The sequence below is a fragment of the Roseburia rectibacter genome (assembly GCF_014287515.2).
Taxonomy (GTDB): Bacteria; Bacillota; Clostridia; order Lachnospirales; family Lachnospiraceae; genus Roseburia; species Roseburia rectibacter.
The window spans coordinates 918,958-934,324 of sequence record NZ_CP092473.1 but is presented as its reverse complement, the minus strand read 5'-3'; the positions used below and the strand labels follow the sequence as shown (position 1 = coordinate 934,324).

Genomic DNA, 15,367 nt, shown 5'->3' with positions numbered 1-15,367 from the left:
TTACTTATGAAATCAATTTTAATTATCGGACTCGGACGTTTCGGCACCCATTTATGTCAGGATCTCGCCAGACTAGACAATGAGATCATGATCGTTGACAAAGACGAAGCAAGCTTAGAAGACCTTCTTCCCCTTGTGGTCAGCGCTAAGATTGGCGACTGTACCAACGAAAAAGTCTTAAAAAGTCTTGGTGTCGGAAACTTTGATTACTGTTTTGTCTGTATTGGTGAAAATTTTCAGAGCAGTCTTGAGATTACAAGCCAGTTAAAAGATCTTGGGGCAAAATATGTTGTCAGCAAGGCCAACCGTGATATCCACGCAAAGTTCCTGCTGCGCAACGGTGCGGATGAAGTGATTTATCCAGACCGTGATATTGCAGAAAAAGTCGCGGTTCGTTTTTCTGCAAATCAGGTCTTTGACTATGTGGAACTCGGAAATAATTTTTCCATTTATGAAATTGCTCCTCTGCCGGAGTGGATCGGTCATTCGATCAAGGACGTCAATGTCCGCGTCAAATATAATGCAAATATCATCGGCATCAAAGCTGAACACGGCATGAAACTGATGCCGAATGCAGAGTATGTGTTCCGTAAAGAAGAACATCTGATGATCATCGGGCATCAGCGGGATATGGAAAAGATTTTGAAGAAATTATAAGTGCATTTCTTTTTCATAAATGTCTGCTGCCTCTTCTAACAGTTTCCGGATTTCAAGATGCTGCGGGCACTGTGCCTCGCATTTTCCACATTTGATGCAGTCTCCGGCTTTACCGCTTCCGTCGATCTGCCAGCGGTAAGACCCCCGCGCCGCATCCGTCACTCCAAACTGTACGCCCATGTTGTAGACTCCAAAAATATCCGGGATACGGATCTGTTTCGGACATCCCTCCACACAGTAACGGCAGTTGGTACAAGGAATCGTTGGAAGTTTTTCGAGTTCTTCCACCACCTTTCCGATTGCCTGCTGCTCTTTATCCGTGAGCGGCTGAAAATCTTTCATATAAGCCGTATTGTCCTGTAACTGCTTTAGATCCGACATTCCGCTTAACACCAAAATTACATTTGGCAGTGATGCCGCATACCGGATCGCATAAGATGCATAGGAAGCATTTTCATCCAGCGCACTTAAGATCCTCGCCGGCTCTCCGACCATATTTGCTAACGTACCGCCTTTGACAGGTTCCATCACGATCACAGGTACCCCATGTTTTTCCGCCACCTCATAGCATTTGCGTGACTGCACGTTCTCAGATTCCCAGTCATAATAATTGATCTGAAGCTGTACAAACTCCATCTCCGGATGATTCGTCAGAATTTCATCTAATACATCCGCCTTATCATGAAAAGAAAATCCGATGTGTCTGATCTTTCCCTTCTCTTTCATATTCTGTACAAACTGAAATCCGCCTAAGTTCTCTGCCTCTTTTACCCTGTCTTTATTCATGGCATGTAAAAGATAAAAGTCAAAATACTCTACCTGGCATTTTTTTAGCTGTTCCTCGAAATACTTTCCGTAGTCAGTGTACTCTTTTACAAGCCATACCGGCATCTTGCTCGCAAGGAAAAAACGATCCCTCGCATACCGTTGTACCAGACAGCGTCCGACTGCTTCCTCGGATCTGCCATTGTGATATGGATATGCGGTGTCAAAGTACTTAAATCCCTGTTCGAGGTAGGAATCGATCATCTCGCAGAACGCTGCGTCGTTGATATTTTCTGTGCTGCCGTCGGTTACCGGGAGACGCATGCAGCCGAATCCCAGTTTCTTTGGCATTTCTTTGGTTAACTCGCTCATTTGTGTGTGCCCCTTTCTTTTGGGTTGTTATAATAAAACATAAAGTCTTGGGCGAAACTCTTCTGCAGGTTGTGGTGGTCGTTGTGTGGCGGGCACCTGTTTAACGAAGGCACGCTCTCGCTGCGTGTCGCTCGTAGCGGATACTAAGCGACCAAAATACGGTCGCTAAGTACCGACGGCTCCCCAGCACCTTCTTATAAACAGGTGCCCGCCGCACAACTACGCTACGTTCTTGAGAGTTTCGCGTTGGCAAACCTTTCTTTTTATTATAACAACCTAAAGGAAAGCTGTATAGTATTCTTTTTCATGCAGGCGATCGGCACACCACTCCACTCTATACTTCCCCTCATGCAGGCGGTCGGCACGACTCGCCCTACAACTCCCCGTGGGCGGGCGGCACGGCAACACCCACACCGCACCAGCCGGCAAACCCAGCCACCCCACTCCCACAAAAAAAGCAGAGCCACCCATGCCCTGCTTTTTCATTTCCGCACCCTAACTCTGGTACACCTCAATAAAGTTCTTCACAACCTCCACCAGCTTTTCATATCCCATGGAAGTCGTATCCAGACAGAAATCATAGTTTCTGGCATCATACCAGTCCTTCCCGGTATAATATTTATAATAATCCGCACGGTGCTTATCGATCTTTTCGATCTTCTTCTCCGCATCCCGCTCGGTGATTCCGTCATGCTCCATTACACGGACGATACAATCTTTCTTCGGTGCAAAGAAAAACAGGCGGAGCACATTCGGATCATCCTTTAACACATAATCCGCACATCTTCCGATAATGATACAGGACTCTTCCTCTGCAAGCTCACGGATCACTTTTGCCTGATAATTAAACAGGTTGTCATCCGATACGAAATCTGCGCTCTCCGGTGGGATTACACCGCCCTTGTACGGATTTTTGCGTGCAATACGAAACAAAGGTGATTTCTTTAATTTTTCATCGGTCTGTCCGAAAAGCGCCTCATTGATGCCGCTGTCATCGGATGCCATTCTTAAAATCTCTCTGTCGTAGCAATTAATTCCAAGTTCTTCTGCGAGCAGCTTACCCAGCGTACGTCCGCCGCTGCCGTAACTTCTTGCGATTGTAATCACTGTTTTTTTCATTGCTGCATCCCCCTATTCTCCAAGATATGCTTTCTTGATCGATTCGTTATTCATCATTTCCTTTGCATCACCGGAGAGAACGATATTGCCGGTCTCCAGTACATATGCACGGTCAGCAATGGATAACGCTTTCTTTGCATTCTGCTCTACTAAAAGAACCGTTGTTCCACCTGCAGAGATCTCACGGATAATGTGGAAAATCTCCTCCACGAGGATCGGAGAAAGTCCCATGGACGGCTCATCCATCAGGATGATTTTCGGCTTTGACATCAGCGCACGACCCATGGCAAGCATCTGCTGCTCACCACCGCTTAAGGTTCCTGCAAGCTGGTTTTTACGCTCTTCCAGTCGCGGGAAACTCTCATATACTTTCGCTAAAGTCTCTGCGATCTCCTGTTTATCTTTTCTGGTGTATGCACCCAGTTTTAAGTTCTCATATACGGATAACTCTGCAAATACACGACGTCCCTCCGGCACATGCGCCATTCCCATGGATACGATCTTGTGTCCCGGAATCTTTGAGATATCACATCCCTCAAAAATGATCTCACCTGCTGCCGGGCTTAACATACCTGTAATCGTCTGTAATGTTGTTGTCTTTCCGGCACCGTTTGCACCGATCAGCGCAATGACTTCACCCTCATTGACCTCAAAGGAGATTCCCTTGATTGCCTGGATCACGCCATAGTATACTTCCAGATTTTTTACTTCAAGCATTGCCATAACTTAAAATCTCCTTTCCTATTCTCCAAGATATGCCTTGATGACCTGCGGATCATTCAATACTTCCGTCGTTTTACCCTCTGCTAAAACCTGTCCGAAGTTTAATACAGTAAGTTTCTCACAGATACCGGATACCAGTTTCATATCATGCTCGATCAAAAGCACTGTCATATCAAATTCATCCCTTACAAAATGAATTGTCTCCATCAGCTCTTTTGTCTCGTTCGGGTTCATACCGGCAGCCGGCTCATCTAAAAGCAGAAGTTTTGGATTCGTTGCAAGTGCTCTTGCGATCTCAAGTTTTCTCTGTTTACCATAAGGGAGATTGGACGCAAGAAAATCTGCTTCCTTCTCAAGGTCAAAGACTTTTAAAAGTTCCATTGCTTTCTCATTCATCTCTTTTTCTGCCTGATGGTATTTTGGCAGACGTAAGATTCCTGTCAGCGTAGAATATGTGATCTGATTATGCAGACCGATCTTTACATTATCAAGCACTGACTGGTCTTTAAACAGACGGATATTCTGGAATGTACGGGCGATTCCTGCTTTGTTGATATCGATGGTCTTTTTCCCTGTGATATCAACTCCGTCTAATGTGATAGATCCGTCATTTGGTGTATACACACCGGTTAACATATTAAATACAGTTGTCTTTCCGGCACCGTTCGGCCCGATCAGTCCGTATAACTGTCCTTTTTCGATTGAAATATGAAATCCGTCTACTGCACGCAGACCGCCAAAGGAGATACCAAGATTTTTTACTTCCAATAGACTCATGTTACTGTACTCCTTTCTTTGTGTTCTTTTTCAGTTTCGCTGCCATACGCTGTCTGAATTCGATACATTTTGGTGCCCAGTTAAAGAGCATCATTGCGATCAGCACGATGGAATAGATCAGCATACGGTAATCAGAAAGTCCACGCAGTACCTCCGGCAATAACGTAAGGATCACAGCCGCAATGATAGAACCGCGGAAACTTCCCATACCACCTAATACAACAAATACAAGGATCATGATCGACATGTTGTAACCAAAGTTTGCAGGTGTTGCTGTAACGGTTGACAGGTTGTGTGCATATAAAACACCGCCGGCTCCTGCGATCGCTGCGGAGATCGTAAATGCCATCAGTTTAAATTTTGTAATGTTGATACCAACTGACTCAGCCGCGATACGGTTATCACGGATTGCCATGATCGCACGTCCGCTTCTGGAATTTACCAGATGATATACGATAAACAGACAGATCAGGATCATGATCACACCCGCTGTAAAACTGGATAAATGAGGAATCTTTGCAATACCTTTTGCACCGTTTATAAGCCATTCTCCCTCATCCGAAAGTTTGATCGCATTTCCGTTTGAAATTGCAAAATGAAAACCGTCCGTATCTTTCGCTATGTAAAGTACGTTGATCACGTTTTTAATGATCTCACCAAATGCAAGTGTTACGATAGCAAGGTAATCACCTCTTAAACGCAATACCGGGATACCGATGAGGAATCCGAAAAATGCAGCCACTGCTGTTCCTATGATCAAAACGACAATAAACAGAAGGATCTGATTTGGGATTACATTCTGTAAAAGTTTTGTTGCAAATGCACTTGAAAATGCACCGACACACATAAAACCTGCATGTCCGATACTAAGTTCTCCCAGATAACCAACACAGAGATTTAATCCGATCGCAACAATGGAATATGTGCACATCGGCACTAAAAGTCCCTGCATCAGGGAAGATAATACTCCGGCTGCGATCAGTATCTGGACTACAAGATAGGCCACAATTACCATGGCAAAGGTAATCAGATGGTCTAATGTACTTTTTTTCATTGTTTTAACATTTAATTTCGACATATCATTACTCCAATCTGACCTTATACTTTTTCATGAATCTGTTTTCCAAGAATACCGGTCGGCTTTACAAGCAGCACAATGATAAGCACTGCAAACACGATTGCATCTGACAACTGGGATGAAATATAAGCACGTCCTAAAATCTCAATGATACCAAGTAAAATACCACCGATCAACGCACCAGGGATAGAGCCGATTCCACCGAATACTGCTGCTGTAAACGCTTTGATACCAGGCATGGAACCTGTATAAGGAGTCAGTGTAGGGTATGCAGAGCAGAACAGCACACCTGCGATCGCTGCAAGTCCAGAACCGATCGCAAATGTCAGGGAAATGGTTGCGTTAACATTTACTCCCATCAGCTGTGCCGCATCTTTATCTTCCGAAACAGCAAGCATAGCCTGTCCGGCTTTTGTTTTTTTGATAAATAACATCAGACCTGCCATAATGATGACACATGCAAGAACCGTCACGATCGTGGTTCCTGAAATTGTAAGGCTGCCGCCTGCAAGTTTTAAAGATGGCAGTGTTACAACATTGGTAAAAGACTTTGTGTCCGCACCAAACAATAACAGTGCTGCATTCTGTAAAAAGTAGCTGACACCGATCGCTGTGATAAGTACGGCAAGAGGAGTAGCCCGGCGCAATGGCTTGTAAGCAATTTTTTCAATGACGATACCAAGAACCGTACAAACAATAACGGATAAAACAACCGCTACAAGCGGCGGCCATCCCTGACCGTTCATGGCTAAAAACACCACGTAACAGCCGATCATGATAACATCTCCATGTGCAAAGTTCAACATCTTTGCGATACCGTATACCATGGTATATCCCAGTGCAATGATCGCATAGACGCTTCCAAGACTGATACCATTGATCAGGTAAGATAAGAAATTCATAACAATCCTCCATTCTTACTTTATAACGTTAATACATTGATTTTTTTATTATACCATTTGAAATACTTGTATACAATCTTTTTGTTTCAAAAAACGCCACAATGTGACGTTTAAAAATATTCTGTCATAAGTACAAAAGGGGCTGACTGCGACAACTTTGTCTGCAAACAACCCCTTTCTTTCCTTATAAAATAGCTATTTATTTTTTATTTCATTTACATTGCTGCGTAAGCACCATCTTTGATCACTACTGCCTTCGGAGCCTTGCTGACCTCTCCGGTTGCCTGCCATGTCATTCCATCTCCTGTCAATCCATCTACAGAGATAGATGTCATTGCTCCGGTTAATGCAGTGCCCAGATCAGAAACACTCATATCCGGTGTTGCACCTGCCTGCTCGATAGCTGCTTTGATAACATAGATTGCATCGTAAGCATCTGCTGCGAACTGGTTTGGAACATCGCCATATTTCTCTTTGTATGTGGAAACAAATGCTTTTGTTTTCTCATCATCTGCATCTGCAGCGAATGGAGTTAATAACATAACACCTTCCGCTAAAGATGTATCAAAGTTCTCAACACCAAGGATTCCGTCCATACCATCAACACCGAAGAAAGCCGGCTCATAACCCATACCGTTTGCCTGAGTTAAAATGATAGATGCCTCTGTATAGTAAATCGGTAAGAATACTAAGTCAGCGCCTGCAGACTGTGCTTTCTGAAGCTGTGTGGAAAAATCTGTCTTGGAATCTGCTGTAAACGCTTCCTCAGCTACAACCTCAAGTCCTTTGTTCTGTGCTTCTTCCACGAAAGTAGCTTCGATACCGGAAGAATATACACTCGAGCTGTCATAGATGACTGCAACTTTTGTTCCTAAATTGTTGTCTGCAATGTACTGTGCAGAAGCTGTACCCTGGTTCGGGTCTGTAAAGCATGCCTGGAATACATTATCGTTTGTGATAACATCTGTGGATGATGCGGATGGTGTAATCTCAAACATACCATCTTCTGCTGTCTTGTCTGCAACTGCTACACAAGGTGTTGTTGTAACAGTTCCCATCAGGATCTGCATACCCCAGTCTTTTAATGAGTTATATGCATTGACGGATTTCTCTGCATCATTCTGATCATCCTCTGCTTTGAATGCAAGCTGATATCCGTTTGCACCGCCAGCTGCATTGATCTCATCCACTGCCATCTGTGCTGCGTTCATAACTGCGTTTCCGTAAATTGCTGCATCACCGGTTGTCGGTCCGATGCTTCCGATCTTAAATACAGAACCGTCTGCTGCACTGCTGTCCGTACCTGCAGATGCATTGCCTGTTGATGTGTTTCCTGCTGCATTACCACCACAGCCTGCCAGACAACTTACTGCCAGCGCTGCTGTTAAAAACATACATACCGCTTTTTTCATAATATTTCCTCCTTCGATACTTCCGCATCTTATATTGTCCTGAAATTTCATACATTTGCGAAAGCTCTCAAACTTGTTGTTGCAATAATAGCAAAAATATACACTTTGCACAATATTCAGATTCACCTAAATTCTTGATGGATTTTAATCATAATTATACAAAGTGACGTTTTCCATAACTATTAGTTATGTATATTATGAACTGTACGAATAAAATCTGAAATTTCATCTTTTAACCCTGCGGATTCAATATGTTGCGCATAGCAGTCTGTAAAATTTTCTTTCAGATAATCTGCCAAAAACTGATTGCGCTGCCCATTCTCCATATCAGCAAGTGCTTCTTTATCTCCATGCTTCAGATAATACGCAAGTGCAAAAAAATCGGGGGCATCCCAGCCTGCTGCGTCCTTTAATACTGCCTGTATATTCTCCAGTTCACTGCGCAGCATAAGTGTGCTGATCTTTGCATCCGGTGTACCAAATTCTGCCGATGCAGTTTTTAAACACTGTACCGTCGATCCATAATCCGGGTCATCCTCCCTGATAGAACACATATGATATACGTGATCCAGATCCACGATCAGGGAATCCAGGCTCTTTTTTGCATCACGTTCCGGTTCCTCTGTCATCTCATCCAGTAAAAGTTCAATCTTGCGCTGCGCACGCTCCAGATGTTCTCTTGATGTTTTATAGTCTGTCTGAAGTCTCTCCCCAAGTTCCTGTGCCTCTGTAATTATTTTTACCAGCTCACCTGCGGCTCCTTTTTCCATGCCGGTTCCAAGTAATTTACTCTTCCAGTCTTTTTCCCTGCTGCGCTGTTCCTTTTGTTTCCTTTTTTGCTCACTGTCCCCAAATAACATTTCACGCTCCTCCTTACCCCAGTACAATTTCCGACACATTGCCCTATATAGAATACTCTGCCGAAATTTTTCTAATGCTGACGTTTATCCATATCAATGCAGCAGAAAATAACCTGCCACCAGGATAATGCCAAGCACCAAAATAGCAACCGGTATAAACGTGATAAATGCCGCAATGATCATCGCAAGCATATCCCCCTTTTCTAATTCGGGGCGTTCCAGCTCCTCATACGGTTCTCCTGCATCTTTCCTGCGTTCTTCCTCCGCCGCATCACTGCTCTCATGCAGCTTCTTCATTGCTCCATCTATTTTTCTCTGAAATAACATATAATCTCCATTTCTACTAAAAGTACTTATTTGTAAAGATACTGCTGCAAAACAAATCACAGCCAGCCGCTTATAAAATAAGAGCCGGCTCTTACCAAAAAACACTATGTTTCCAGTTTAAGCCAGCTCTTATCATCTGTCAAATTGTATCTATTTTATTTTTCACTGCATCTCACACAATAGCTGAACAGTCACTATTTTTCTTCCGGCACGCCTAATTTATGATGACATGCTACAAAATGTCCCGGTTCTACCTCTTCGAACTGCGGAGTCACATTCTTACAGATCTCTGTGCAATACCGGCATCTTGTATGGAACTTACATCCCTTTGGCGGATTGATCGGACTTGGGATATCTCCCTCAAGAATGATCGTCTCTTTCTTACCATCCACATCTGTGGTTGGAATCGCAGAAAGTAATGCCTCTGTATATGGGTGGTACGGATGTGCAAACAGATGCTCCGTATCCGAAAGCTCCATCATATTTCCCAGGTACATTACACCGATCCTGTCACTGATGTATTTGATAACAGAAAGGTCGTGGGAAATAAACAGGTATGTTAAATTATTCTGCTCTTTTAAGTCTAACAGCAGGTTAATGATCTGTGACTGAATGGAAACATCCAGTGCAGATACTGCCTCATCACAGACAACAAACTTCGGATTTACTGCAAGTGAACGCGCAATACCGATTCGCTGTCTCTGTCCACCGGAAAACTGGTGCGGATAACGATGGATAAAATAAGAAGCAAGTCCACACTTCTCCATGATCTCCATGATGTAATCCTGCATCTTAGGATCACCTTTTTTGAAGATATTGTGAGCCATCAATCCCTCTCCGATGATCTGACCTACCGTCATACGCGGATTTAAGGATGAATACGGATCCTGGAAGATCAACTGAAGATCACGGCGCAGATAACGCATCTCTGCATCCGTTAAGTTTGCAAGATTGATACCGTCATCCTTCTGTGCCTCATATTTATCAAATGCTTCATCTTTTTTGCAGTTGTCACGGATCTTATCGATCTCTGCAAGCTCAGCCTGTACTTTTTTCTGAAGCTCTGGAATTTTTTTCTTTATTTCCTCTGCTTTTGCGGATTTTCCGTTTTTCTCAAAATCCTCTGCCTGTGCATTGATCTTACGGATCTCTTTCATGGCAAGATATTCTGCAAGATAATGACGGCCTGCCTCTGCAAGTGCAGACTCATCTAACGTATAGAGTCCGCCGATCAAAGCAGTGATATCCAAAAGATCGTTGTTTGCCTCACTCTCCATCTCAGCAAGATGCTGTCCGGCTGCCTTCTTGGCGATCTTTTCTTCCTCGCTGCCCTCTGGCATTTTAGCGTAGTCTGCCTCTAACTTTTTTACCTTGTCTAAAAGCTCCTCGCATTTTTTCTTCTTATCTGGAAGATTCTTAAAAATCTCCTCAACATATTTCAAGTCAAAATCTTCTACGGTACGTCCGTAATATACGGTACGTCCGCCAGTCTGACGGTAAAGCTGTAACAGTGTACGTCCGAATGTAGATTTTCCACATCCACTCTCACCAACCAGACCGAAAGTCTCGCCCTCATAAATATTTAAACTGATTCCATCATTTGCCTTTACAAATGACTGCGGTTTTCCCATCTTCTTTTTTCCGATCGGGAAATACTGTTTTAAATTCGAAACACGCAGTAATACCTTGTTCTCGTCACTCATTAGTTTCTTTCCCCTTTCTTCGGATAAAAGCAGCGTACCATATGTCCCGGTTCTACCTCGTTCAGTTCCGGTTCCATTTCACGGCACTTGTCTGTTGCATATTTGCAGCGCGGTGCAAATTTACATCCCTTCGGAAGATCAAGCGGATGCGGTACGGCACCCGGAATTGCCTCTAAACGGATTCCGGTCGGTGTATCAAGACGTGGGATAGAGTAAAGCAGTCCTTCCGTATACGGATGCAGATAGGAGTTATCCCCAAAAATGCTGCGCACCGGAGCTTTTTCCACAACCTGACCACAGTACATAACAGCGACATCGTCTGCCATCTCGTTGATAACACCAAGATCATGTGTGATAAAGAGAATGGATGTTCCTTTCTCTTTCTTTAAATCATTCATCAGCTTTAAGATCTGCGCCTGGATCGTTACATCAAGAGCCGTCGTCGGCTCATCAGCGATCAGTAGTTTTGGGCGGCAGGCAAGTGCCATGGCAATCATGACACGCTGGCGCATACCACCGGAAAGCTGATGCGGATACTGTTTGGCAACCGCTTCCGGATTCGGGATTCGTACATCCTTTAACATCTCAACCACTTTCTCGGCTGCCTCTTTTTTATTCATTCCCTGATGAATGATAAACGGCTCGGAAAGCTGACGCTCTACGGTAAAAATCGGGTTTAAGCTGGTCATCGGCTCCTGAAAAATAACAGAGATCTCATTTCCACGGATCTTACACATATCTTTTACAGATACGTCTGCAAGATTTTTACCGTCAAAAATGATCTCGCCGCTGTCGATATAGCCGTTGCCGTCTAATAATTTTAAAATACTCATGGCGGAAACGCTCTTACCGCTTCCGCTCTCACCTACAACACCAAGTGTCTTTCCCGGTTCTACCGAGTAAGAAACACCGTTTACTGCCTTTACAATACCCTTTTTCGTTTTAAAGAAGGTATGCAGGTCATGAATCTCTAATAAAGCCATTTTGTGTTTCCTCCTTTAACGCTCATTTGATTTCGGGTCGATGGCATCACGCAGACCGTCTCCGACCATATTGATACAGATTACGCAGATACCTAACATGATGGCAGGGAATACCCATCTCCACCAGTAGTTCTGGATAACAACGGAACTTACGCAGCCGTTTAACATATTTCCCCATGTAGGACGCGGCAGTTTTACACCAAATCCTAAGAAGGACAACGTAGACTCTGTCAGCATACAATAAGCAAAATCAAGCGTTGCAGATACAATGATAACCGAAATTACATTCGGGATAATATGCTTAAATACGATCACGGAACGTTTTACACCCATCGCATTTGCGGCGGTTACAAACTCCTGCTCACGTTCTGCAAGCACCTGTGCACGGACAAGTCTTGCAAGGCTCGGCCAGCTTAATATACCGAGTATCACCATAATCAGGGCAATCCTTGCGCCCTCTGTCATGCTGTTTCCGATGATAGATGTCAAAATCATCGCCATCGGAAGGAACGGCAGACATGCAACGATCTCTGTGATACGCTGTAACACGATATCAACCCAGCCTCCGAAGAAACCGGACACACCACCAATGATGATACCGATGATCGTGGAAATGATAACGGAGATTGCACCGATCGTCATAGTCATACGTCCACCATTTAAGATACGGGTAAATACGTCACGTCCAAGTTCATCACTTCCAAACAGATAACCTTTTAATCCCCAGGTTACTACATCGCCGGATTTTGTCACTGCATAGTTCTGATAAGTACCGCCGTAGATGGCAATCACATCTTTTGCTTTCTTTGGAACATCTGTCTGGTGTTTTGCATTGCTTCCCCAGGAGTAAACAGTTCCTTTATCTGTCAGTGTTGTAATATGATATCTTCCGGCAAACATGGAAACGATCTCTCCATCCATTTCCGGAATCTCTTTCTCACTCTTGTTGGCTTTTCCCCAGATTCTAAGAGAGCCATCCTCTAACAATGCCACACAGGCATCGGAGGTTGTCACGATATCTTTCGCTTTTCCAAGGTCTTCCGGAATATTGGAGATATCGGATTTCTGGCTTCCTAAATGCCGGATCTCGCCATCATCTGTAAGCGCCATTAAAGTTGTATTTGCTACGGAAATCTTTGCAATGTGGCTGTTACCGTTTCTTCTGGTCAGACGCACATCATTTAAGTTTTCATTTCCCCATGCGATGACTTCGCCGCCTTCGGTTAAAACATAAGAAATCTGATAACCGGCTGCGATCTGTTTGATCTTCTCATGCTTTACTTCCATCGGAACCTGACACTGTCCCATACGGTCACTACCCCAGATGAAAAGCTCCCCATCTTCATTGAGTGCCATGACATGGTCAAATCCTGCAGATACAGATACCACTTTTCCCATTTCTTTCTGTTTTGGCATCTTCTTTGCAATATCGATCTTGTTACTGATCTTTGTGTAGCCCCAGACATAGACTTTACCATCATTGTCAACGCCTACACTGAATGTCGCACCTGTGGAAATCTCTTTTACATTTCCTTTCAAACCGTCCGGTACTTTCATCATATTAAGTCCCGGAGCCACGTTGATCTGTGTCTCTTCTTTTTCACTTAAGTCGATCGGATTAAAAATTGGTCCGATTAAAACGATCAAAAAGATAACTAAAAATACGATCAAGCCGCCAAACGCAAGTCTGTTTGAGGTGAAATTCCTCACAACCGTACGGAGCGGACTCTGAAGCGCTTCTTCCTGTAATACATCGAGTTCTTTATCCCTTTTTCCAAAAAGGTGTTTGAGCATCTTCATGTTTTTCGTTCCTCCTACTTATCAATACGTACACGCGGATCTACCAGACCATAGCTTAAGTCTGTGATCAGGTTGCTGAGCAGTGTGATGATACAGTAGAGCATATTTACTGCAAGTGCCATATCGTAATCCTGATTCATAAGTCCGACATAATACATTTTACCGATACCGTTCAACTGGAAAATCTGTTCAATAACGATAGATCCCATGAAAATACTCATGAACCAGCTGATGATCAGTGTGATAACCGGAAGAAGTGCATTTCTCCATGCATGGGAATAAATAACGACTTTTTCCTTTAAACCTTTTGCTCTTGCAGTACGGATATAATCCATACGGAGTGCATCGATCATTGCTGCACGGACATAACGTGTCATGCTTCCCAAAGCTGCAACCGTCATAACGATGACCGGAAGTGCCAGATAATGGAGACGGTCAAGCACGAATGCCATTCCGGTTCCCTGGAAGTTCGGCGTATTCATACCACTGATCGGGAACCAGCCGAGCTTTACGGCAAATATGAAAATAAATACCAGAGCAATTATATATTGAGGCATACTGTAGCCGACAATTGTCAGCACCTGTACCGTATTGTCAAATTTAGAAAATTTCTTGACCGCACAGTGAATACCGAGCGGTATTGTGATCGCTAACGCGAGTATCGTTGATACGATATTGATCTGTATTGTATTTAACAGTGGTGTCGAGAGACAGTCTTTCACATCTTTTTTGTAGAAGGAAGAATATCCAAGGTCACCTTTTAATAAATTTCCCATCCATTTTACATAACGGACCGGAATCGGATCATCTAATCCTAATTTTTCTCTTGCTTCCTGATAGCGGAGCTGAAATGTCTCGTCGGAGACTTTACCTCTTAAGTTCTGCACCTGATTAAGAGCACGGTCACCAGGTACGTTATTAAACAGTACAAAAAGGATAATGGATACTACAAAGAATACCCCTATCATATATAAAATTCTTTTCCCAACGTACTTTAACATAATTTAACCAACCTTCATTTGATTTTTCTTCTTCGTTTCCTTAGGAACAAAATCCTGACATGCCCCTTTGATCTCATTCCTAAAGAAACGATCAAAGAATTTGCCGGAATATATACCGCACGGGCGCGGGACTTATGCCCCACGCCACATACCGGTAAAATTTCACATGGAATAGAATATGATTCTATAAAACAGATTACTCCATGTTTGCATACAGAATTGCGTTTGTTACATCCCAGTTGTATCCATCTTCTTCAAAGTCATGAAGCTTTGATGTGAAGAAATCATGGTAATCATTGGAGTACAGCGGAATCTCAGGAAGCTCATCATTCCAGTCAGCGATGAAATCGAACCATGCTTTTGCATATGCCTCATCATCACCTTCTTCTGTATGGTTCATAGTGATTGCAAGATCATACAGTTTCTGACCTTCTTCACCCTCTAATGCATTGGTGTTGTTAGATGAACCTGGCTCATACTGATATGCAACATCGTAAGGGTTACCGAAACCACTTGCTAAGTTGAACATCTGATATGGGTTCTCTTTGGAGCTGTCATAGTAATATGTCAGTAAGTCTGTGAAAGTACCAACAGTCTGGTTGATCTTCATACCTGCTGCTTCTACATCCGGGTTCTGCTGTAAGGAAGTTACAAGCAGGTCAGATACAGAGTTATTCTCAGAAGAGAACCACTCGATTACTAATGGCATGTAAGTACCATCGTCTAATTTCTTGTAACGGATTCCGGAACCTGAGTAATCAGAACCATCTTCGTTGTATACCCAGCCGCCGTCCTCTAACTCTTTGATTGCAGAGTCAAGGCTGTATGTGTAAGAGTTTAATCCGTCTAATTCTTCTGCATATTCCTCAGCCATCCACTGCTGTGTAC

The 15,367-nt window shown here is 43.5% G+C and carries 15 protein-coding genes; 1 reads left to right on the top strand and 14 read right to left on the bottom strand.

The genetic code is table 11. From position 1 onward, the window contains the following. Positions 1-6: 6 nt before the first annotated feature. Entirely contained in the window at positions 7-657 is a 651-nt protein-coding gene (locus H8S51_RS04470; RefSeq protein WP_186900112.1) for a potassium channel family protein, read from the top strand. Here H8S51_RS04470 and H8S51_RS04465 read toward each other — a convergent pair. The 14 genes from H8S51_RS04465 to H8S51_RS04400 form a co-directional block, all read right to left on the bottom strand. Next, positions 652-1,794, bottom strand: coding sequence for an aldo/keto reductase (locus H8S51_RS04465; RefSeq protein WP_186900111.1), 1,143 nt, complete (start codon positions 1,792-1,794; stop codon positions 652-654). The genes H8S51_RS04470 and H8S51_RS04465 overlap by 6 nt on opposite strands. Positions 1,795-2,289: 495 nt before the next feature. Next, entirely contained in the window at positions 2,290-2,913 is a 624-nt protein-coding gene (locus H8S51_RS04460; RefSeq protein WP_186900110.1) for a cytidylate kinase-like family protein, read from the bottom strand. Positions 2,914-2,925: 12 nt separating this feature from the next. Next, positions 2,926-3,636 (bottom strand): ABC transporter ATP-binding protein, encoded by a 711-nt coding sequence (locus H8S51_RS04455; RefSeq protein WP_118210172.1) that lies wholly within the window; start codon positions 3,634-3,636, stop codon positions 2,926-2,928. 18 nt (positions 3,637-3,654) lie between these two features. Continuing rightward, complete coding sequence (locus tag H8S51_RS04450; protein WP_117921015.1) at positions 3,655-4,413, bottom strand: ABC transporter ATP-binding protein; 759 nt, start codon at positions 4,411-4,413, stop codon at positions 3,655-3,657. Between the two features lies 1 nt (position 4,414). Next, positions 4,415-5,491 carry a branched-chain amino acid ABC transporter permease gene (locus tag H8S51_RS04445; RefSeq protein ID WP_117921016.1) on the bottom strand — a complete coding sequence of 359 codons (1,077 nt, stop codon included), beginning with the start codon at positions 5,489-5,491 and terminating at the stop codon, positions 4,415-4,417. Positions 5,492-5,511: 20 nt separating this feature from the next. Next, positions 5,512-6,393 (bottom strand): branched-chain amino acid ABC transporter permease, encoded by an 882-nt coding sequence (locus H8S51_RS04440; RefSeq protein ID WP_117921017.1) that lies wholly within the window; start codon positions 6,391-6,393, stop codon positions 5,512-5,514. Positions 6,394-6,608: 215 nt separating this feature from the next. Beyond that, positions 6,609-7,805, bottom strand: coding sequence for an ABC transporter substrate-binding protein (locus tag H8S51_RS04435; protein ID WP_186900109.1), 1,197 nt, complete (start codon positions 7,803-7,805; stop codon positions 6,609-6,611). 182 nt (positions 7,806-7,987) lie between these two features. Further along, positions 7,988-8,665 (bottom strand): hypothetical protein, encoded by a 678-nt coding sequence (locus H8S51_RS04430; protein WP_118210173.1) that lies wholly within the window; start codon positions 8,663-8,665, stop codon positions 7,988-7,990. 93 nt (positions 8,666-8,758) lie between these two features. Beyond that, positions 8,759-8,992, bottom strand: a complete 234-nt coding sequence (locus H8S51_RS04425) for a hypothetical protein (protein WP_118210174.1) — start codon at positions 8,990-8,992, stop codon at positions 8,759-8,761. Between the two features lie 194 nt (positions 8,993-9,186). Further along, positions 9,187-10,695 carry an ABC transporter ATP-binding protein gene (locus tag H8S51_RS04420; RefSeq protein ID WP_186900108.1) on the bottom strand — a complete coding sequence of 503 codons (1,509 nt, stop codon included), beginning with the start codon at positions 10,693-10,695 and terminating at the stop codon, positions 9,187-9,189. Then, the gene (locus H8S51_RS04415) at positions 10,695-11,678 is read right to left on the bottom strand and encodes an ABC transporter ATP-binding protein (RefSeq protein ID WP_006855937.1); all 984 of its coding nucleotides are present in this window, start codon (positions 11,676-11,678) and stop codon (positions 10,695-10,697) included. Before H8S51_RS04415 ends, H8S51_RS04420 begins: the two co-directional genes overlap by 1 nt. A 15-nt stretch (positions 11,679-11,693) precedes the next feature. Next, complete coding sequence (locus H8S51_RS04410) at positions 11,694-13,478, bottom strand: ABC transporter permease subunit (RefSeq protein WP_186900107.1); 1,785 nt, start codon at positions 13,476-13,478, stop codon at positions 11,694-11,696. A gap of 14 nt (positions 13,479-13,492) precedes the next feature. Next, a complete protein-coding gene (locus H8S51_RS04405) occupies positions 13,493-14,479 on the bottom strand; it encodes an ABC transporter permease (protein WP_117921023.1) in 987 nt (328 codons plus the stop codon). 196 nt (positions 14,480-14,675) lie between these two features. Further along, complete coding sequence (locus H8S51_RS04400; RefSeq protein WP_241070893.1) at positions 14,676-15,353, bottom strand: periplasmic substrate-binding domain-containing protein; 678 nt, start codon at positions 15,351-15,353, stop codon at positions 14,676-14,678. Positions 15,354-15,367 lie beyond the last annotated feature (14 nt).

Bases quoted from the DNA above. Each gene is read 5' to 3' on its own strand.
- H8S51_RS04435 (WP_186900109.1), bottom strand. From the start codon at position 7,805: ATGAAAAAAGCGGTATGTATGTTTTTAACAGCAGCGCTGGCAGTAAGT.
- H8S51_RS04460 (WP_186900110.1), bottom strand. From the start codon at position 2,913: ATGAAAAAAACAGTGATTACAATCGCAAGAAGTTACGGCAGCGGCGGA.
- H8S51_RS04420 (WP_186900108.1), bottom strand. From the start codon at position 10,695: ATGAGTGACGAGAACAAGGTATTACTGCGTGTTTCGAATTTAAAACAG.
- H8S51_RS04415 (WP_006855937.1), bottom strand. From the start codon at position 11,678: ATGGCTTTATTAGAGATTCATGACCTGCATACCTTCTTTAAAACGAAA.
- H8S51_RS04425 (WP_118210174.1), bottom strand. From the start codon at position 8,992: ATGTTATTTCAGAGAAAAATAGATGGAGCAATGAAGAAGCTGCATGAG.
- H8S51_RS04430 (WP_118210173.1), bottom strand. From the start codon at position 8,665: ATGTTATTTGGGGACAGTGAGCAAAAAAGGAAACAAAAGGAACAGCGC.
- H8S51_RS04445 (WP_117921016.1), bottom strand. From the start codon at position 5,491: ATGTCGAAATTAAATGTTAAAACAATGAAAAAAAGTACATTAGACCAT.
- H8S51_RS04410 (WP_186900107.1), bottom strand. From the start codon at position 13,478: ATGAAGATGCTCAAACACCTTTTTGGAAAAAGGGATAAAGAACTCGAT.
- H8S51_RS04400 (WP_241070893.1), bottom strand. From the start codon at position 15,353: ATGGCTGAGGAATATGCAGAAGAATTAGACGGATTAAACTCTTACACA.
- H8S51_RS04465 (WP_186900111.1), bottom strand. From the start codon at position 1,794: ATGAGCGAGTTAACCAAAGAAATGCCAAAGAAACTGGGATTCGGCTGC.
- H8S51_RS04470 (WP_186900112.1), top strand. From the start codon at position 7: ATGAAATCAATTTTAATTATCGGACTCGGACGTTTCGGCACCCATTTA.
- H8S51_RS04450 (WP_117921015.1), bottom strand. From the start codon at position 4,413: ATGAGTCTATTGGAAGTAAAAAATCTTGGTATCTCCTTTGGCGGTCTG.
- H8S51_RS04455 (WP_118210172.1), bottom strand. From the start codon at position 3,636: ATGGCAATGCTTGAAGTAAAAAATCTGGAAGTATACTATGGCGTGATC.
- H8S51_RS04440 (WP_117921017.1), bottom strand. From the start codon at position 6,393: ATGAATTTCTTATCTTACCTGATCAATGGTATCAGTCTTGGAAGCGTC.
- H8S51_RS04405 (WP_117921023.1), bottom strand. From the start codon at position 14,479: ATGTTAAAGTACGTTGGGAAAAGAATTTTATATATGATAGGGGTATTC.